The 18,207-nt window shown below is 70.1% G+C and carries 17 protein-coding genes; 13 read left to right on the forward strand and 4 right to left on the reverse strand.

The window, feature by feature from the left end:
- The first annotated feature begins 52 nt into the window (after positions 1-52).
- Positions 53-493 carry an alternative ribosome rescue aminoacyl-tRNA hydrolase ArfB gene (arfB, locus tag M3195_RS09050; protein ID WP_251586773.1) on the forward strand — a complete coding sequence of 147 codons (441 nt, stop codon included), beginning with the start codon at positions 53-55 and terminating at the stop codon, positions 491-493.
- A gap of 9 nt (positions 494-502) precedes the next feature.
- On the opposite strand, the gene M3195_RS09055 is transcribed toward arfB, so the two are convergent.
- Positions 503-1,711, reverse strand: a complete 1,209-nt coding sequence (locus tag M3195_RS09055; protein WP_251586775.1) for an alpha/beta hydrolase family protein — start codon at positions 1,709-1,711, stop codon at positions 503-505.
- A gap of 3 nt (positions 1,712-1,714) precedes the next feature.
- Positions 1,715-3,799: a bifunctional lysylphosphatidylglycerol flippase/synthetase MprF gene (locus M3195_RS09060; protein ID WP_251586777.1), complete on the reverse strand. Its 2,085-nt coding sequence runs from the start codon at positions 3,797-3,799 to the stop codon at positions 1,715-1,717.
- Positions 3,800-3,885: 86 nt separating this feature from the next.
- Here M3195_RS09060 and M3195_RS09065 point away from each other — a divergent pair, with 86 nt between their 5' ends.
- The 5 genes from M3195_RS09065 (at position 3,886) to M3195_RS09085 (ending at position 9,184) form a co-directional block, all read left to right on the forward strand.
- Complete coding sequence (locus M3195_RS09065; protein ID WP_251586779.1) at positions 3,886-4,947, forward strand: PQQ-dependent sugar dehydrogenase; 1,062 nt, start codon at positions 3,886-3,888, stop codon at positions 4,945-4,947.
- Positions 4,948-5,027: 80 nt separating this feature from the next.
- Positions 5,028-6,194 carry a MalY/PatB family protein gene (locus M3195_RS09070; RefSeq protein WP_251586781.1) on the forward strand — a complete coding sequence of 389 codons (1,167 nt, stop codon included), beginning with the start codon at positions 5,028-5,030 and terminating at the stop codon, positions 6,192-6,194.
- Between the two features lie 90 nt (positions 6,195-6,284).
- Positions 6,285-6,635 carry a PLD nuclease N-terminal domain-containing protein gene (locus tag M3195_RS09075; RefSeq protein WP_251586783.1) on the forward strand — a complete coding sequence of 117 codons (351 nt, stop codon included), beginning with the start codon at positions 6,285-6,287 and terminating at the stop codon, positions 6,633-6,635.
- A gap of 14 nt (positions 6,636-6,649) precedes the next feature.
- Positions 6,650-8,296, forward strand: a complete 1,647-nt coding sequence (gene menD, locus M3195_RS09080) for a 2-succinyl-5-enolpyruvyl-6-hydroxy-3-cyclohexene-1-carboxylic-acid synthase (protein WP_285885787.1) — start codon at positions 6,650-6,652, stop codon at positions 8,294-8,296.
- A 45-nt stretch (positions 8,297-8,341) separates the two neighbouring features.
- Positions 8,342-9,184 (forward strand): polyphosphate kinase 2 family protein, encoded by an 843-nt coding sequence (locus M3195_RS09085; protein ID WP_251586787.1) that lies wholly within the window; start codon positions 8,342-8,344, stop codon positions 9,182-9,184.
- Positions 9,185-9,197: 13 nt separating this feature from the next.
- On the opposite strand, the gene M3195_RS09090 is transcribed toward M3195_RS09085, so the two are convergent.
- Positions 9,198-10,448 carry an isochorismate synthase gene (locus M3195_RS09090; RefSeq protein WP_251586789.1) on the reverse strand — a complete coding sequence of 417 codons (1,251 nt, stop codon included), beginning with the start codon at positions 10,446-10,448 and terminating at the stop codon, positions 9,198-9,200.
- Between the two features lie 59 nt (positions 10,449-10,507).
- On the opposite strand from M3195_RS09090, the gene M3195_RS09095 reads away from it, so the two are divergent.
- The 6 genes from M3195_RS09095 to M3195_RS09120 all read left to right on the forward strand — a co-directional run bounded on the left by M3195_RS09095 (position 10,508) and on the right by M3195_RS09120 (position 16,484).
- On the forward strand, positions 10,508-11,071 hold the full coding sequence (locus tag M3195_RS09095; RefSeq protein ID WP_251586791.1) for a hypothetical protein: 564 nt from the start codon (positions 10,508-10,510) through the stop codon (positions 11,069-11,071).
- Positions 11,072-11,080: 9 nt separating this feature from the next.
- Positions 11,081-11,815 carry a class I SAM-dependent methyltransferase gene (locus tag M3195_RS09100; RefSeq protein WP_308211574.1) on the forward strand — a complete coding sequence of 245 codons (735 nt, stop codon included), beginning with the start codon at positions 11,081-11,083 and terminating at the stop codon, positions 11,813-11,815.
- 45 nt (positions 11,816-11,860) lie between these two features.
- Positions 11,861-12,922, forward strand: a complete 1,062-nt coding sequence (locus M3195_RS09105) for a polyprenyl synthetase family protein (RefSeq protein ID WP_251586793.1) — start codon at positions 11,861-11,863, stop codon at positions 12,920-12,922.
- 55 nt (positions 12,923-12,977) lie between these two features.
- Entirely contained in the window at positions 12,978-14,351 is a 1,374-nt protein-coding gene (locus M3195_RS09110; protein ID WP_251586795.1) for an FAD-dependent oxidoreductase, read from the forward strand.
- Positions 14,352-14,413: 62 nt separating this feature from the next.
- Entirely contained in the window at positions 14,414-15,448 is a 1,035-nt protein-coding gene (locus M3195_RS09115) for a hypothetical protein (protein WP_251586797.1), read from the forward strand.
- Between the two features lie 28 nt (positions 15,449-15,476).
- The gene (locus tag M3195_RS09120) at positions 15,477-16,484 is read left to right on the forward strand and encodes an alpha/beta hydrolase (protein WP_251586799.1); all 1,008 of its coding nucleotides are present in this window, start codon (positions 15,477-15,479) and stop codon (positions 16,482-16,484) included.
- Positions 16,485-16,509: 25 nt separating this feature from the next.
- Here M3195_RS09120 and M3195_RS09125 read toward each other — a convergent pair whose 3' ends face one another.
- Positions 16,510-17,148 carry a GntR family transcriptional regulator gene (locus M3195_RS09125; RefSeq protein ID WP_251586801.1) on the reverse strand — a complete coding sequence of 213 codons (639 nt, stop codon included), beginning with the start codon at positions 17,146-17,148 and terminating at the stop codon, positions 16,510-16,512.
- 663 nt (positions 17,149-17,811) lie between these two features.
- On the opposite strand from M3195_RS09125, the gene M3195_RS09130 reads away from it, so the two are divergent.
- Positions 17,812-18,174, forward strand: a complete 363-nt coding sequence (locus M3195_RS09130) for a hypothetical protein (protein ID WP_251586803.1) — start codon at positions 17,812-17,814, stop codon at positions 18,172-18,174.
- Positions 18,175-18,207: the final 33 nt, after the last annotated feature.

The raw sequence follows: 18,207 nt of genomic DNA on the forward strand, positions 1-18,207 counted from the left end.
GTTGACCGGGCGGGGATGCGGCGCTAGCGGGCGAGCGCGGGATGATGGATGCATGGCCGCACCGCTCCGCCCCGGCCTCCGCGTCTCGTCGGGGCTCACGATCCCCGACGCCGAGCTGTCGTGGCGCTTCTCGCGATCGTCGGGCCCCGGAGGTCAGGGCGTCAACACGGCCGACTCCCGCGTGGAGCTCAGCTGGGATGTCGCGGGCAGCGCGGCGCTCACGCCCGCCCAGCGCGATCGTCTGCTCGCCCGACTCGACGGCCGACTCGTGGGCGGAGTGCTCACGATCGCGGCATCCGAGCACCGGGCGCAGCTGCGCAACAGGGATGCCGCGCGGGAGCGCCTCGGGGCCCTCGTCGCGGCCGCGCTCCGCCCTCCGGCGCCGCCGCGGCGCGCCACGAAGCCGACCCGCGGCTCGAAGGAGCGCCGTCTGACGGCGAAGCACAAGCGGACCGACGTGAAGCAGTTGCGGCAGCGACCCCGCGACGTCTGACGGCTCGGGTCAGCCGAGCCGCTCGTCGAGCCAGTCGTACATGCGCTGTGCCGTCAGCGTGCGGGCGAGCGGCTGGCAGTGGCCATCCGCCCCTTCGGCGGCGGTGAAGGGCACGGCGGTGGAGACGGATGCCGTGAGGTCGGCGAGCTGCTGCGCCTGCCCCGGCCAGAACTGCTCCCCCTCGGGGGAGAGGATCAAGAGGGGCGTCGTGATCTCGGCCGCGATATCCGCCACCGTGTAGGTCCGCACCGCCTGGATGGTCTCGCCGTACCCGGTCGTGCCGTAGGGGCGGGCGCGGAACTGCCACGTCCGAGCGGTGTCGGCGGATAACTTCATCCCGAGCGCCATCTCCTTGTCGAACTTCTCGACGTCGCCGGCGTCGAGCGTCTTCAGCAGACCGTGCGGCAGGTGGCCGGTCCACGACGTCGAGACGTCGACGATGCCCGGATCGACGATGGCCGCGGCGAAGCGGTGCTCGAAGGCGAGTGCTCGCGCCACCCAGTACCCGCCCTGGCTGATCCCGTAGACGGCGATGCGCATGGCGTTCACACCCTCCAGGCGGGCGATGAAATCGAAGACCGGTGTCAGCACGTGCTCCCAGTCCGGCCGGAACGGCACTTTCTTCTCGAACAGCTGCGACTGCTGCCCCGGACCGTCGAAGACGAGCACGTTGTACCCGCGTCTCACGCCGGCGGCGACGCACGACGCCCACAGCGACGCGAGCGAGCCGTCGCTGCCGTTCACGGCGACGAGGGTGCCGGTCGCGGTGCCCTCCGGTCGGAAGAACCAGCCGGGCAGGGTCTCGTCGTCATAGGGGATCGCGACCTCCTCGACGCTGACGGAGGTGTGGGCGAGGAACCCCCGCCAGGCCTCCTGCTGGCGACCGAACAGTGCGGTCAGCTCGTCGGACTCGCCGGAGGCGCTCGCGGCGTTCACCGCGACCCCGAAGTACGACGACGCGCGCAGGAAGGCGGATGCCGCGCTCACGCGGTGCCCGGCATCCGCCGTGCTCGTGGCCGTTGCGAGCGTGCGCTCCGCGAGTCCTCTCCACGCCGCGAACCAACCGTCGTGATCGCCTTTGCGCACGCCGCCGACGGCGGCGAACACCTCGCCCGGCTCGCTCGCGCCCTCGACGCCGCCGCCGATCACCGTCTTGAGCTCGAAGTCGAAATCCGCGTTTCCGGAGAGCCGGATCGGGGTTCCCTCGTGATGTGCCATCTCTCAGTCCTTTCCGTCCGCGCCGCCTCGGACGAGCTCCAGCCCGGCGCCGGCGAACTGCCGGAGCGTCGCGTCCGGCAGGAACGCGCGGGTGAGTGCCGGCCCGATCGCGGCGAGGTCGCTCTCATCGCGGAACAGCAGGTACATGGTCTCGTAGCGGGGGTGGAACTTCTGCTTGAAGCGGTGCAGCGACCCGAAGCCATACACGGGTTCCAGGGCTTCGGCGAGGCGGTCGCTGAGGGCCGCGATCATGCCGGCGTCCGGCGGGTAGTCGTGCGCGAGCGGGGCTCCGGAGAGCGACATGATCTGCGCCCCCTCGTCGGAGAACTGCCGGGCCGACGAGCCGATGAGGAACTCCATGACCGGCCCGAAACCGCCGTCGCGCCGGCGCATGAGGTCCAGCGTCCAGCCGCGCACGACGCCCCCTTCGCCGTAGACGGGAAGCCACGACAGGAATCCGTCGACGTCGCCGTTCGGTGCGAGAGCCAGGGCGAGCCGCACCTCGGGGTCCTCGGCCTCCTCCAGGGTGCCGAGCGTGAAGCGCATCTCCGGGAGGTCCTTGTCGCCGACCCACGCCTCGGAGATCGCCCGTATCTGCTGCTGCACCCCCCAGGGCTCGGCCTTGAGGTGCGTCATCCGGAAGGTCATCTCCTCGCGGCCGGCCCTGTTCAGCGAGCTGCGCACCGAGTTCCAGCGCTTGCCCGTGAACTCCAGGCCCGGCAGGTCGACGATCGTGTCGTCGGCGACCACGAGGTCCCGCCATCCGACGGGCACGGCGGCCCGGGTCGCGTCGTCGGCGCTGAAGAAGCACGGCACGAGCCCGGCGTTCTCGGCCGTGCGGATGAAGTCCGTCACGGCCTCGGCTCGGCCCTCGGCCGGCCCGATCGGGTCCGCGAGCGCGAGCGCGACACCGGCGCGCCGCTGATAGGCGATGATCGCGCCGCCGTCGACCCGGGCGTAACTGTTCCCCTCCCATGTCGCCATCCACGACAGCGTTCCACCGCCGTGCGCGCGCAACGCGGTCTTCACGTCGTCGACGGTGGGTGAGGGCTGGATGCCGAGCAGCGAGCGGCGCCGAGAGCGGAAGGCTCGGCGGACGCCGATCAGGTACGCCAGCATGATGATCCAGAGGAAGCCGTTCGCGAGCGCGAGCTCCGTCTCGCCGTCCCACCGGAAGTCCACCTGGGCCTGACTGAAGACCGTGATGAGGATGAGCACCAGGCTCGCGATGAGCACATTGAAGAGCCCGAGCAGGATCGCGAGCACCCACGCGAACCGGCGACCGCGGCGCAGGCCGTTCACGAGCACCAGGATCACGACGAGGTCGATCGCGAGGTCGATGAACCCGCCCGAGGCGGGCTCGGTGGGCCCGAACGGGCCGTCGGTGGCGATGAGAGTCGTGATGATCTCGACCGCACCGAGCACGAGGATCGCGACGACTGCGATGAGACGCTGTTCGCGCACGGTCGTCCGAGCCACTCGCAGCGAGCGGTCGACCGCGAGGATGAGCAGCACGGCGAGCAGGTGCTCGAGGTCCGCGACCTTGCCCCAGAACAGCATCGCGATGAACACGAAGCCGAGCAGGATGAGCCAGCCGCGCACCCGCCACGGCGGGCGGAACCGGCCAACCGCCGCCGCGATGCAGGCCATGGTGCCGCCTGAGGCGCCGACGTCGAGGGCCTGCGCCTGGGTGCTCGCCCATGCCCACGGGAACTGCGACAGCACGAACAGCAGCAGCGCGGTGGCGAGGATCGCGAAGAGCTGGCCGACCCAGTAGTAGGCGAGTGCGACGCGGCTGCCTCGGATGTACTCGAGGTACGCCATGCCCCAGAAACCGGCGATGGTGAACACGTACACCCAGGGCTCGTTGACGAAGAACGTGCCGGTCAGAGGCGTCCACCACTTGCCCTCGGCGAGGTTGGGCAGGCCGTAGGCGACGTCGCGGAACAGCGCGGTCTCCTCGAAGGGGCGCCACAGGCCCTGCGACACGAGGCCCACGACGAGGATCAGGACCACCGTCGTCAGCGTCGCGGGGATGCGGCGCGCGATGGACAGAACAGGATGCGGGGTGCTGCGCGCCTCGGTCATGCGCTCAGCGTAGCGACGGAGCGGCGGTCGGGGGAGGGTGACCGCGGTGCCTTGTTCCCCGGGCCATCCCGACGTTGGATGGAGGTATGACCCCCGACGCCTGCCCGCCTCGCTCCGCACGACGTCGCGCGCTCGCCGTGGTGGCCACGACATCCGCGCTTCTGCTGGCCGCGTGCTCGGCAGCCCCTCGTCCGGCGTCGACCGCTGCCGCCGACACGGTCGCCGAGGGCCTCGACGCTCCCTGGTCCGTCGCGTTCCACGACGGCATCGCGCTGGTGAGCGAGCGCGACAGCGCGCGCATCCTCGAGCTCGGCGACGACGGACCCCGCGAGGTCGGCACGGTCGACGGCGTGGTCGCGGGCGGCGAAGGAGGCCTCCTCGGGCTAGCCGTGCACGAGGGCGAGCTCTTCACCTACTCCACGGCCGAGGACGGGAACCGGGTCGAGCGGCGCGAGATCCGCGGAGACGCCGGTGGCCTCGAACTCGGGCCCGCGTCGACGGTGATCGACGGCATCCCGGCCGCGCGCACCCACAACGGCGGACGCATCGCCTTCGGACCGGACGGGATGCTGTACGTCACCGCCGGCGACGCCGGCGACCGCGACAGCGCCCAGGATCCGGATGCCCTGTCGGGGAAGATCCTGCGGCTCACCCCGGAGGGCGACGTTCCGGACGACAACCCGGTGGACGGCTCACCGGTGTGGAGCCTCGGCCATCGGAACCCGCAGGGCATCGCATGGGATGCCGACGGCACGATGTACGCGAGCGAGTTCGGGCAGGACACGTGGGACGAGCTGAACATCATCGAACCCGGAGGCAACTACGGGTGGCCCGAGGTCGAGGGTATCGCCGCCGACGACGACTTTATCGACCCCGTGCAGCAGTGGGAGCCGGATGCCGCGAGTCCGAGCGGCATCGCGGTCATCGGCGCCGACCTCCTCATCGCGAACCTCCGCGGAGAGCGACTGCGGGTCGTGCCGCTCGACGACGTCTCGACGAGCACGGAGCTGCTGCAGGGGGAGCTGGGCCGGCTGAGGGATGTCGTCGCGGCGCCGGACGGGGGCGCCTGGGTCGTCACGAACAACACCGACGGCCGGGGGAGTCCCCGCGACGGCGACGATCGGATCGTGCGGATCGACCTCGACTGACGATGGCTCGTCGGGCCCGGTGTCCCCAACGCGCACCAAGATGGAAGAGTCCACCTCCGATTCTCTGACAAGGAGTCCGTATGAGCCTCGCCGCATCCTTCGACGCCATCGACGTCGATCACCTCCGACGGATCGGCGGCCTCAAGTGGTCGACGTTCCCTGACGCGGTGGGCGCATTCGTCGCCGAGATGGACTTCGGGGTCGCCCCCGGCATCTCCCGGGCCGTGCACGCCGCGGTCGACCAGGGACTGTTCGGGTATCTGCCGTCGTCATTGTCCGACGAGATGTCGCAGGCGGCCGCCGAGTGGATGCGCGACGTCTACGGCTGGGTCGTCCCGGCATCCGACATCCATCCGATCGCCGATGTGATCCAGGGCCTGAAGCTGGCGATGGAGCACTTCTCCCGTCCCGGGGCTCCCGTGATCGTGCCGACGCCCGCGTACATGCCCTTCCTCACGGTGCCGCTCGCCGCGGGGCGCGAGGTGATCCAGGTCCCGATGATCCAGACGGAGGGACGGTACACGCTCGACCTCGACGGCATCGACGCGGCCTTCCGGGCAGGCGCCGACCTGCTCGTGCTCTGTAACCCGTACAACCCGGTGGGCCGCGTGTTCGACCGCGACGAGCTCGTGGCGGTCAGCGAGGTCGTCGAGCGCCATAACGGACGGGTGTTCTCCGATGAGATCCATGCGCCGCTCGTGTACGCGCCGGGAGCGCACACGCCGTACGCCTCGGTGTCTCCCGTCACCGCAGGGCACACCGTGACCGCGACCTCCGCGTCGAAAGCCTGGAACCTCCCCGGCCTGAAGACCGCGCAGCTCATCCTCACCAATGAGGCCGACCGTGCGATCTGGGAGCCGATCGGACCCATGGAGTCCCATGGTGCGAGCAACCTCGGGGTGATCGCGAACACCGCCGCCTACCGAGACGATCGCGCCTGGCTCGCCGACGTCGTGCAGTACCTCGACGGCAACCGCCGCTTCCTCGGCGAGGCGCTCTCCGCGCGCATCCCCGAGATCGCGTACCGCGCGCCCGAGGGCACGTACATCGGCTGGCTCGACGCCCGGGAGCTCGAGCTCGGTCCGACCCCGGCCGACTTCTTCCGCGAGCACGCGGGCGTCGCGCTCACCGACGGGTCGGCGACCGGCACCGCGGGCGTGGGCTTCATGCGGTTCGTGTTCGCGACGTCCCGCCCGATCATCGAGCACGCCGTCGACCGCATGGCCGAGGCCCTCGCGAGGCGCTGACCGTTCGGGTCTCGCTAACGATCCGGCGTCGGTGTGCCCCGCTGCGACCGCACCGGAGCCTGCGGGTTCTCGCGCGCCTAGACTGGATACGTGGCGAGACTGTTGATCGTAGGCGGCTTCCTGGCCGCCGTGTTCTGGGTGTTCAGCATCGTCGACTGCGCCGTGCAGCCGTCGACGCGGCACCGGGGCGTGCCGAAGGCCGCCTGGATCGCGATCGTCGTGCTGATCCCGGTCATCGGCGGCATTCTCTGGTTCACGATCGGCCGTCGCCGAGCGAACGACACGGGCAGCATCCGCACGGTCGCGCCCGACGACGACCCGGAGTTCCTGCGCGGTATCAGCAAGAGCGAACAGGACGCCCGCATCCGCCGTCTCGAGGAGGAGCTCGCGCGCCTCGAGGACGAAACCGACGACGGCACTGCACCGGACCCGCGTCCGTGACCTCGTCGCCGGCGATGGATGCCGCCGCATCCCTCATCGCGGAACTCGTCGGCCACGGCGTCCGCGACGTCGTGCTCTCGCCAGGGTCCCGTTCGCAGGCGCTCGCGCTCGCCGCGGTCCGGGCCGCCGATGACGACGCCCTCCGTGTCCACGTGCGGGTCGACGAGCGCGTCGCGGGCTTCACCGCGCTGGGACTCGCCAGGGAGGCCGGCGTCCCCGCCGCGGTGATCTGCACCTCGGGCACCGCGGTCGCGAACCTGCTTCCTGCGACGCTCGAGGCGTTCCACTCCGGGGTCCCGCTGCTGCTGCTCACCGCCGATCGACCGCCCGAGCTGCGTGGAGTCGGCGCGAATCAGGCGACCATCCAGCCCGGCATGTTCTCGCCGTGGGTGCGCGACGAGATCGATGCCCCGGTGCCCGGCGACGGCGACTGGTCGGGACTCGGCGCGCGCGCGATCACGATCGCGATGGGCGGGGACGCACCGCGGGGTCTCCCGGGCGTCGCCGGCCCCGTGCACCTCAACCTCCCGTCGCGCGAGCCGCTGTCGGGCGAACCGCCCGTGCTTCCGCTGGTCCAGGGCGGCGCGCCGCGGCCGACCGTCGGCGAGGCGTTCGTCGTCGAGCGCGGGCCGCGCACGGTCGTGATCGCCGGCGCGGACGCCGGGCCGGATGCCGAGGAGATCGCCCACGCGGGATCCTGGCCCCTCATCGCCGAGATCGTCAGCGGAGCCCGCTTCGGTCGACACCTCGTGCACGGTTACCGCGCCCTTCTCAGCGAGCCGGAGCTCGGTGGCAGGATCGAACGCGTCGTCGTGCTCGGGCACCCGACGCTCAGCCGCGAGGTCGCGCGGTTGCTCGCCCGCCCCGATGTCGAGGTCGTGGCCGTGCGACGCGGTGGTGAAGAGCTCGACTTGAACGGTCGTACGATCCCAGTCACGTCGGTGTCGGTCGCCGCAGGAGAGACCGATCGCGACTGGCTCGGCGCGTGGCTGTCGGCATCCGCGTCGCAGGTGGTCGATCTCAGTGAGCGCGCACCCGATCAGAACGGTCTCGCCTCGGCGAATCCAGCAGCGCGTCGCGAGGCGATGGAAGCGGAACTCGAGGCCGTCCGTCGTCCGCTCGACCGGGAGCTGCTGGTGGACACGGTGTGGCGTGCGACGTGGCCGCACGATCGGCTCGTCTTCGGCTCGTCGCGCCTGGTGCGCGTCGCCGACACGGTGCTCGGCGGCAAGAAGGTGCCGGTGCACGCGAACCGCGGACTCGCCGGGATCGACGGGACGATCGCGACCGCGACCGGCGTCGCTCTCGCCAGCCAGGCGGGCGGCGCGCCGGGTGTCACCCGGGTGCTGCTCGGCGACCTCGCCTTCCTGCATGACGTCGGCTCGCTCCTGCTGCCGCCCGACGAGCCCGAGCCGCGGCTGCAGGTGATCGTCGGCAATGACGGCGGCGGCACGATCTTCGACGGTCTCGAGGTCGCGGGCACGGCGGGACGCGCTGCGCTCGACCGGGCCTTCTACACGCCGCATACCGTGCGGCTCGAACAGCTCGCGCGTGCCTACGGGTGGGAGTACCAGCGCGTGACCAGTCGGGCGCTGCTCGATCAGGCGCTCACGACCCCTGCCGGGGGCCGGCAGCTGATCGAGGTCCCGCTGAGCCGGTGAGTCGCGACCTGGGCAGCGTCCGCGGGCGGTGGCAGGATGAGCCACATGAATGCGCACTCCTGGTCCCGCACCCTGCAGGTGGCCGACGGCTTCCGCCTCGCCGACGTCGATCCGTCCAGCACGCCGGGGTATCACGGCCATAAGGCCGACGGCGCTCGTGACCTGGCGGCCGGACTCGACGAGCTGAACGACCTGCAGGAGCGTCTGTTCGCCGAGAGCCGGGTCGGCGTCGCGACCGACTCGGTGCTCCTGATCCTCCAGGCCATGGATTCGGCGGGCAAGGGCGGCATCGTGCGGCACGTGGTCGGCGGAGTCGACCCGCAGGGCATCGCGCTCACCGCCTTCAAGGCGCCGACGCCCGAGGAGCTGTCGCACGACTTCCTGTGGCGGGTCGAGCGCCGTCTGCCCGAGCCGGGGTTCATCGGGGTGTTCGACCGGTCGCACTACGAAGACGTGCTGATCGGTCGAGTGCGACAGCTCGCGCCGGCTGAGGAGATCGAGCGCCGCTACCAGGCGATCACCGAGTTCGAGGCGCGCGTCGCGGCATCCGGAACCCGCATCGTGAAGGTCATGCTGCACATCTCGCCGGAGGAGCAGAAGTCGCGCCTCATGGAGCGGCTCGAGCGGCCCGACAAGTACTGGAAGTACAACCCCGGCGACGTGGACGAGCGGATGCTGTGGCCGCAGTACATGGAGGCGTACCAGGCCGTCTTCGAGCGAACCTCCACGGAGGCCGCGCCCTGGCACGTGATCCCCGCCGACCACAAGTGGTACGCCCGCCTGGCCGTGCAGGAGCTGCTGCTCGACGCGCTCCAGCAGATCGACCCGCAGTGGCCGGCCGCCGATTTCGACGTCGAGGCCGAGAAGGAGCGCCTCGCCGCCAGCTGACCGGCTGCGTCCTTCAGGCCAGGGCGTCGACCAGCGGGCGGAACTTCACCCGCGTCTCCAGCAGCTCCGATTCGGGATCCGATCCCGCGACGATTCCCGCGCCGGCATACGCCGTGACGGCGATGCCCTCCTCGACGGCGGTGAACTGTGCGCAGCGCAGAGCGATGGCCCACTCGCCGTTGCCGTGTGCGTCGACCCAGCCGACCGGACCGGCGTAGCGACCGCGATCGAAGGGTTCCAGCTCGCGGATCGCCGCGATCGCCGCGGGGGTCGGAGTGCCGGCGACCGCCGCCGTCGGGTGCAGAGCGCCGACGAGATCGAGCGACGATCCGCCCTCCGCCAACTCGCCCTCGACATCGGTCGCGAGGTGGAACAGGTTCGGCAGCTTCAGCAGGAACGGCTGCTCGCTCGCGGCCAGTGCCCGTGTGTGCGGGCGCAACGAGGCCAGGACGCTCTGCACGGCGTACTGGTGCTCGTCGAGGTCCTTCGTACTGGACGCGAGATGAGCGGATGCCGCGGTGTCGGCGTCGGCATCCGCCCCGCGTCCGATCGTTCCGGCCAGCACCCGCGCGGTCACGGTGCGCTGCTGCACGGTCACCAGGGTCTCGGGGCTCGCGCCGATCAGGCCGTCGACCGCGAACGCCCAGGTGTCGGGGTAGCCGGTCGAGAGCGCGCGCACCAGGCGGCGCAGATCGGAACCCGCCGGGATGCTGCCCGTGAGGTCGCGGGCGAGCACGACCTTGCTCAGCTCGCCGTCGGCGATGCGCGCGAGCGCGCCGCGCACCGAGTCCTGGTACCCCTGCGGGCTCTGCGCGCCGGGCCCGACGGTGCCCGCCCAGTGCGGCCCGTACGGGCGCGTGACCGCGTCCGTGGAGCGATCGTCCTCGGCCGAGTGGATGCGGGTGAGCCACGTGCGGCCGCGGTGGCGCCCGACGACGAGTGCGGGGACGACGAGCACGCTCTCGGCAGCGGAGTCCTCGTCGAAGGCGAGCGCCCCGAACGCGACGAGCCCCGTGCCGGGGAGGGAGAGGGGGTCGTCGATGTCGGCATCGGCGCTGACCTGGCGCCAGGCGTCGGCGATCACGGCCGAGCGAGGCCGACCCGTTCCCGCGGGAACGGCGACGGTCTGCACGACGTCGTCCCCGACGGCGACGATCCCGTCTCCGCGGCGCAGCCAGGCGAGCGGTCGGGCGGGGTCCGCGTAGGCGAGGGGGTCTTCGATCGGGTCGATCTCTCGGGTCCGCACGACCAGCCTGCTGCTCACGCTCCCAGCCTAGTTCCGCGCGTCGCCCAGGGCCGCGCTCCTCGGCCTACGCTGAGCACATGAGCGATCCCCGTCCCGTTCCCGGTGCCGAGATGATCTTCCAGTGGCGTAAGTGGGACGGCTCGCCGCACTGGCGTCATGAATGCGTCTATCTCGGTGCCGACGAGTGGGGCGACTGGCTGGGCCAGCCCACCGGCTGGCCGAGCGCACGGCCTGGTGCGTCGTTCATCGCGGAGACGCCCAACGTGACGCTGATCCCGCGGCGCACCGATTTCGCGCTCACGGTGAATCGTGCGCACCCGAGGGGCATGCGCATCTACATCGACCTGGGGTGGGACGTGCGGTGGTCCGACGACCCGCTCCTCGCGACGGGCATCGACATGGATCTCGACGTGGTGCGGGTCGTCGGGAAGCTCGGAACGTGGGTCGACGACCGCGACGAGTGGGCCGAGCACAGCGTGCAGTTCGGGTACCCAGCCGACGTGCGGGCACAACTGGAAGCCCTGGCCCTCGACCTCGAGGAGCGGGTACGCGCGCAGGTCGCTCCGTTCGACGACGCGACGGCCGACGTGTGGCTGGATCGGCTGGAGGCTCTGCGGCTCGCACCGAGGCCCCGCACCTAGACTGGACGCGTGACCCCGACCGATGACAACCGCGCCGACCTCGGCAAGGACCCCTCACGCGTGAGCGGCATGTTCGACCAGGTCGCAGCGGGCTACGACAGGACGAACACCGCCATGACGGTGGGCAACGACGCGCTGTGGCGCGCGGCGACGACGCGGGCCGTCGCGCCGAAGCCCGGGGAGCGGATCCTCGATCTCGGCGCGGGCACGGCATCGTCCTCCGCCTCTCTCGCCCGCAGCGGCGCCGAGGTGGTCGCCGCCGACTTCTCGCCCGGCATGCTGGCCGAGGGACAGCGCCGCCACGGGCGCATGCGCAACCTCTCGTTCGTGCAGGCGGATGCAACGGACCTTCCGTTCGACGACGGCGAGTTCGACGCCGTGACGATGTCATACGCCCTGCGCAACGTGAACGACCCGAAGAAGGCGCTGCGCGAGCTGCTCCGCGTCACCAAGCCCGGCGGCCGTCTCGTCATCAACGAGTTCTCGACACCTCCTCGTCGGCTCTTCCGGTCTGCCTACCGCTTCTACAACGCACAGGTGCTGCCCCGGGTGGCTCGCGTCGCCGGCACGAACGGCGCCGCCTACGACTACCTCAACGAGTCGATCAGGGAGTGGCCCGACCAGAAGACGCTCGCGACCTGGATCCGGGATGCCGGGTGGACCGATGTCGCGTATCGCAACCTGTCCTTCGGGATCGTCGCCCTGCATCGCGCCCGCAAGCCGAAGTCCGGCGCAGCGGCGTGACCCCGGCGGGCGAATCCTCTCAGCGGACGACGGTAGGCTGAAACCGTGACTTCGAGCCGCGTAGCCCCGGGTTCGCGACTGGCGAGCCGTCTCGGTTTCAGCGACCGTATCTTCATCGGCACCGCCGGTCGTCGCATCGCCCAGGCCATCGAAGACGGGCTGGAGCTCGTCGAGACGGGTCTCGCGGATGACGTGCGTGTCGCCGATCCGCTGGCCGACGCCGCGAGCCGCTACCTGTACGAGGCGGGCGGCAAGCGCATCCGCCCCGTGCTGACGCTCCTCGCCGCGCAGCTCGGCGACGGCAACACCGAGCAGGTCATCGACGTCGCCAAGGCGCTCGAGATCACGCATCTGGGCTCGCTCTACCACGACGACGTCATGGACGGAGCCGACCGCCGTCGCGGCGTCCCGGCCGCACAGACCGTGTGGGGCAACAACATCGCCATCCTCACCGGCGACATCCTCTTCTCCCGTGCGAGCCAGCTCATGTCGCGGCTCGGAGAGCGCGCGATCCGTCTGCAGGCCGACACCTTCGAGCGTCTCGTGCTCGGCCAGATGCACGAGACGATCGGCGCGCAGCCCGACGACGATCCCATCGACTTCTACATCCAGGTGCTCGCCGACAAGACGGGGTCGCTCATCGCGGCGGCGACACAGGGCGGCGTGATCTTCTCGAACGCGCCCTCGGAGTACGAGGAGCCTCTGCGCGTCTACGGCGAGAAGATCGGCGTGGCCTTCCAGCTGCTCGACGACGTCATCGATCTGTCGGCGAAGCCGGAGGACACGGGCAAGGTGCCCGGCACCGACCTGCGTGCGGGCGTGCCGACCATGCCCTACCTGCTGCTGAAGGCCGAGACGGATGCGGCGTCGATCGACCTCGCCGCGCGCATCGACGACGGCGTGACACGCATCGCCGCCGGCGAGGACCCGTCGATCCTCGATTCCGCTCTCGCGGAGCTGCGCGATCATGCAGGAACCGAGAAGACCCTCGCGCTCGCGCACTCCTGGACGCGCGACGCGATCGACGCGCTCACCCCGCTCCCGCGCGGGACCGTGCGCGAGGCGCTGACGCGTTTCGCTGAGACCCTCGTCGAACGCTCCAGCTGACGATGCGCGGCCGCGAGGCCGCCCGCCGGGCGTGACGGCAAACGAAAGGATCACCATGACCAAGCTCAGACTGGCCATCGTCGGGGCAGGCCCCGCCGGGATCTACGCCGCCGACATCCTCCTCAAAGCCGAGCGCAAGTTCGACGTCTCCATCGACCTGTTCGAGCAGCTGCCTGCGCCCTACGGCCTGGTGCGCTACGGCGTGGCTCCCGACCACCCGCGCATCAAGGGCATCATCACGGCGCTGCGCGACGTGCTCGACCGCGGCGACATCCGGCTCTTCGGCAACGTCAGGTTCGGCGAGGACATCACCCTCGAGGATTTGAAGAAGCACTACAACGCGGTGATCTTCGCCACCGGCGCCATCCGCGACACGACCCTCGAGATCCCTGGGATCGACGCGGTCGCCTCGTACGGCGCGGCCGACTACGTGAGCTGGTTCGACGGCCACCCCGACGTGCCGCGCGAGTGGCCGCTGGACGCGGCATCCGTCGGCGTCCTCGGAAACGGAAACGTGGCGCTCGACGTCGCCCGCATGCTCGCGAAGCACGCTGAGGACCTGCTCGTCACCGAGGTTCCCGAGAACGTCTACCAGGGGCTTCAGGCGAGCCAGGTCACCGACGTGCACGTCTTCGGCCGCCGCGGCCCGGCGCAGGTGAAGTTCACGCCCCTCGAGCTGCGCGAGCTCGGCGAGCTCCGCGACGTCGACATGGTGGTCTACGACGAGGACTTCGACTACGACGAGGCGTCGAAGGATGCCGTGGCGAGCAACAAGCAGGTCATGGTGATCGACCGCATCCTGCAGTCCTGGCGCAAGCGCGACTCGGTGAACAACGCCGGCGGTACGGCATCCCGCCGTCTGCACCTGCACTTCTGGGCGCGTCCCGTGGAGGTGCGCACCGACGAGTCGGGCCGCGTGGCTGCGCTCGTCTACGAGCGCACGCAGCCCGACGGCCAGGGCGGAGCGGTCGGCACCGGCGAGATGCGCGAGGTTCCGCTGCAGGCGCTCTACCGCGCGATCGGGTACTTCGGCTCGCCGCTGCCCGGCGTCCCCTTCGACAAGAAGCACGGCGTGATCCCGAACCGTGAAGGGCAGGTGCTCGCGAAGGACTCCAACCAGCAGCTGCCGGGCGTCTACGCCACCGGCTGGATCAAGCGCGGGCCGGTCGGCCTCATCGGCCACACGAAGTCGGATGCCATGGAGACCGTGCGTCACATCATCAACGACCAGGGTTCGTGGTGGCACCCGGAGGACCCGTCCGAGGATGCCGTCGTCGCGCTGCTCCAGGAGCGCGGCGTGAAGTGGACCGACCTCGACGGCTGGCACCGTCTCGACGAGCACGAGATCTCGCTCGGCGCCCCGCACGAGCGTGCTCGCGTGAAGGTCGTCCCGCGCGAGGAGATGGTGCGCGTCTCCCGTGGGGAATGACGGTTACGCGATCGTTGCCGGTCGCGCCCGGGGCGGGAGCGGTATCTCCCTAGGCTGAGGGCATGCGACTGCGTTCTCTTCTCGTCCTAGGGGTGGCCGCCGCGTTGCTCCTCTCCGGTTGCGCCCCGGAGCCGAGTCCCGAACCGACGCGCACCTCGTCTTCGCCGACGCCGAGTCCCACCGTCACGCCGACGGTCGACCCCATCGTCGCGCCCGAGGCGGCGTTCGACGTGACCTGCGACGACGTCGCGGCCGAGATGGCCGGGCTCGTCGGCGAACCGTCGACTCCGGTGAAGCCTGCCATGAGCACCGTGTCCGGGATGAGCTGGCTCCCCGGCCCTGCTGAGTACATGTTCCAGCGCGCCTCCGGTATCGCCTGCTCGGCGGGCGATGCGGGCCGCAACTGGGAGATCACGATGGTGCCGGACGCCGTGACGGTGATCGCCGGTGCATCGGAGCGCCAGGGGTACTGGGGCGAGGTCGCTCAGTGTTCCCCCGGCACATGCTCCTTCGAATTCCCGGACGGCGATGTCCTGCTCTCCGCGTCGATCTTCGACCCGTCGTTGGGCGAAGGCGACGTCGCGAGAGTCGGCGAGGTGCTGCGGAGGCTCTCGGGTGCAGCCGCCGCGAGTGTTCATGACGTGGAGTACATCGACAGCGATCTGGTCGGTGCCCCCTGCGAACGGTACGCGACCCTCGAGCAGGTCGACGCCATCGTCGGCGCCGACGATGCGCGGCTCATCACCTCCTTCGGGGGCTGGGGCATTCCCGCGGAGGTTTACCACGTCGTGAACGGTTCGCGCATGTGCTACTACGCGACGGCGGAGATCAACGGAACCAGCTACCTCATGATCACCGCCCTCCCGGCGGGCGCGTGGGCGTTCGAGAACCAGGACGGCACTCCGGCCGAGGTCGAGGGCGCGGAGGCTGCGAAAGCCAGCGTCGGCGCTTACGGCGAGAACATCCTCGACGTTCGCGTCGGCGTGGACTGGATTCGCCTGGTCACGTACGACAACGGATCCGGCGCCGCGAACCCACGTCCCCTCGCCGAGCAGGTGATTCGGAACCTCACGGTCGGGCCGACCGCGCCGCAGTAGTCGCAGGGCCGTCGGCTAGCCTGGCGGCATGGCTGACTGGATCCCGGATGTCCTCGGCGACGAGTTCGAGCAGCTGACCCTCGAGCTCGACGCCGACGACGAGGGGCCCGTGGTCGCAACCCTGGTGCGAGCGCTTCCGCCGGAGCCCGCCTGGTGGGATCGCCTCGTCCGACGCCGGAGGGAACTCGACGACGTCGACGTCCTGTACGTGCACGGCTGGTCCGACTACTTCTTCCAGAAGCGGCTCGCGCGGTTCTGGACGGCGAGGGGAGCACGATTCTTCGCGCTGGACCTCCGCAAGTACGGTCGCAGTCTGCGCGATGGCCAGACTCCCGGGTACATCACCGACCTGGCGACGTACGACGAAGACATCGCCGCTGCGCTCGACGCGATGGGCCGTGGGCAGGACGGCACGCCCTCGGGGCGGCGGCTCGTGCTGCTCGGCCACTCGACCGGCGGCCTGACGCTCAGCCTCTGGGCGGCGCGCCACCCGAAGACGGCGGACGCCGTCATCCTGAACAGCCCGTGGCTTGAGTTCCAGGTCGCGTCCGCACGACCGCTCATCGCCCCGGTCGCCGAGCTGCAGGCGCGCTGGGCGCCACGGGACGTCGCGCCGCAGGTCGATCTCGGCTTCTACACGCGCGCCCAGCAGGAGGTCGCAGACGACACCGACCCGATGGACATCGATCTCAGGTGGCGACCGTCGCAGACCATGGCCGTGCACGCGGGATGGTTTCACGCCATCCTCGTCGGGCACGGAGCCGTGGCCGCCGGATTGGCGATCGATGCCCCCGTGTGCGTGCTGCTCTCCGCACGGTCGGCTCCGCCGACCCGGTGGTCGGAGGTCCTCACACGGGTCGATTCCGTCCTTGTCGTCGACGACATCGCTCGCGCATCCCTCAAGCTCGGCTCATCAGTGACAGTCGAGCGGATCGAGGGCGCTCTGCACGACGTGTTCCTCTCGCGGCATGAGGCCCGCGACGAGGCGTATGCAAGGCTCGCCCGGTGGGTGACCGGCTGGTCCGCCTCGAGGTGAGCGATGCCGGACGACAGGCCGTGGATCAGACGTAGTGCATCGCTCGTGCGAGGCGCTCAGCGGCGTCGGCGTCGGCGGCCAGCACCGCGTCCCGGAATTCGCGATAGATGCCCAGCATCCGCTCGTGATCGGCAGCCGGCACGCGCCAGGCGCGGAGATTCCGTGCGAGCGCCATACTCGCGTCGTTCAGCAGGAACTGGTGCTGCGCGTTGCGGCTGCGGCCGCTCAGGAACGCGAACACGGCCCAGCGGCTCTCGAACACGTGGTCGTGGGGCGAGACCCCTCTCGACATCTCGTCGATCAGCTCGGCGAGACGGTCTCGGTCCTCGGCGGACATCCTTGCGACTCCCATGCGTGCCGCCATCCCCGCCTGATATCCGGCGAATTCCAGGGTCTGCTCGACGACCTCGGGTGATACGGCGGTCACCTCGGTATAGCGGCTCGGGTACATCGTGACGAGTCCGAGGCGCTCGAGCCTCTGCAGCGCCTCGCGCACGGGAGTGCGAGAGACGTGGAGTTCTTCGGCCACGTCGACGTCGCGGATGCGGTGTCCCGGCGGTAGTTCGCCGTCGACGATCTGCGCACCGATGTGCTGGAAGACCTCCTCGGCCAGGAGCTGCTTTCCCTCCCGCATGATCTTCATCGAGTTGGTCCTGCTCTTCATGGATTTGTCCCCACCTACGTTCCCGGATCCGAGCCCCATGAAGCGCCCGGACGGCCGCTAGATCACGAAGTCGTTCGTCGTGCCAACAATCCACGGGTGCCCTCGGTGAGCGCACGAGAATGCGCTCACGGCAGGGCACCATCGTGGAACCACGCCGATGAGTCTGCGGTGGCGAGCCCGCAAGGAGCTCGTCGATCGCAGACGATGCCGAGCGCGGAGACGCCGTGCGCCTCCGCCCGCACAGGGGATCGGAGGAGCGCGAAGCCATGGAAGGACTCGCAGCGTGTCGTGCCTCGACTCATCGTCGGCCGCATCAGGATGCGACGATTCAAGTGTCGGGCACTACAACCCGTATATCGGTATGCGATCGAAATCTGTGGATAATGTGCTACCGCCGGGCACGAAGAATCCTGGTGTATCGCTAGGGATGCACGAACGACCGGGGGCCGGCCGGAGGAGAAGCGAGGGCGGACCGCGTCAGCGGTAGTTGATGAACGGCACTGAGCTTATCGTCGGTGAGCCTGGGTGCCCGTGCGCGGCGGAATTGCGCTGGTTTGATTACCGAGACTTGACGTCGGTTAGCGCCACTGAGCGCACATTCTGCGGACTGTTTGCGGACTGCGGACCTGTCGGAGATCCGACACCTGGCTTAAGATCAGCTCCATGAAGCGAACCGCCGCCATCGTCGCCGCCAGCCTCCTATTCCTCACAGGCTGCTCGAACTCGACGGCGGCTCCTGCGCCGACGGTCACCGTATACGAGACCGTGCCCGCAGCCGCCGAGCCCACTCCCGTGGCCCCCGTGGAGACGACGGCACCCGCCGCACCCGAGCCGGTTGTTCTCACAGAGGAGCAGCGGGCGACGATGAATACGACGTTCGGCGCTGAGTTGGGTACGGATGGGCCGCTCGGGATCTACTGCCCTATGGACCAGAGTGGCCGTGCGTACTATGCGGATCTCGTTGCGAGGCAGCTGGACGGGTTCACGGAGGCCATGGTCCTGCAGTACCTCGCTGAGACCTGCTGAAGATCCGGCAGTTCTCTCTCGAGCCTGACGATA

The organism is Microbacterium hydrocarbonoxydans, from assembly GCF_023715885.1.
GTDB lineage: Bacteria > Actinomycetota > Actinomycetes > Actinomycetales > Microbacteriaceae > Microbacterium > Microbacterium hydrocarbonoxydans_C.

Bases quoted from the DNA above. Each gene is read 5' to 3' on its own strand.
- M3195_RS09095 (WP_251586791.1), top strand. From the start codon at position 10,508: ATGAGCGATCCCCGTCCCGTTCCCGGTGCCGAGATGATCTTCCAGTGG.
- M3195_RS09125 (WP_251586801.1), bottom strand. From the start codon at position 17,148: ATGAAGAGCAGGACCAACTCGATGAAGATCATGCGGGAGGGAAAGCAG.
- M3195_RS09115 (WP_251586797.1), top strand. From the start codon at position 14,414: ATGCGACTGCGTTCTCTTCTCGTCCTAGGGGTGGCCGCCGCGTTGCTC.
- arfB (WP_251586773.1), top strand. From the start codon at position 53: ATGGCCGCACCGCTCCGCCCCGGCCTCCGCGTCTCGTCGGGGCTCACG.
- M3195_RS09055 (WP_251586775.1), bottom strand. From the start codon at position 1,711: ATGGCACATCACGAGGGAACCCCGATCCGGCTCTCCGGAAACGCGGAT.
- M3195_RS09085 (WP_251586787.1), top strand. From the start codon at position 8,342: ATGAATGCGCACTCCTGGTCCCGCACCCTGCAGGTGGCCGACGGCTTC.
- M3195_RS09070 (WP_251586781.1), top strand. From the start codon at position 5,028: ATGAGCCTCGCCGCATCCTTCGACGCCATCGACGTCGATCACCTCCGA.
- M3195_RS09120 (WP_251586799.1), top strand. From the start codon at position 15,477: ATGGCTGACTGGATCCCGGATGTCCTCGGCGACGAGTTCGAGCAGCTG.
- menD (WP_285885787.1), top strand. From the start codon at position 6,650: ATGGATGCCGCCGCATCCCTCATCGCGGAACTCGTCGGCCACGGCGTC.
- M3195_RS09130 (WP_251586803.1), top strand. From the start codon at position 17,812: ATGAAGCGAACCGCCGCCATCGTCGCCGCCAGCCTCCTATTCCTCACA.
- M3195_RS09065 (WP_251586779.1), top strand. From the start codon at position 3,886: ATGACCCCCGACGCCTGCCCGCCTCGCTCCGCACGACGTCGCGCGCTC.
- M3195_RS09060 (WP_251586777.1), bottom strand. From the start codon at position 3,799: ATGACCGAGGCGCGCAGCACCCCGCATCCTGTTCTGTCCATCGCGCGC.
- M3195_RS09110 (WP_251586795.1), top strand. From the start codon at position 12,978: ATGACCAAGCTCAGACTGGCCATCGTCGGGGCAGGCCCCGCCGGGATC.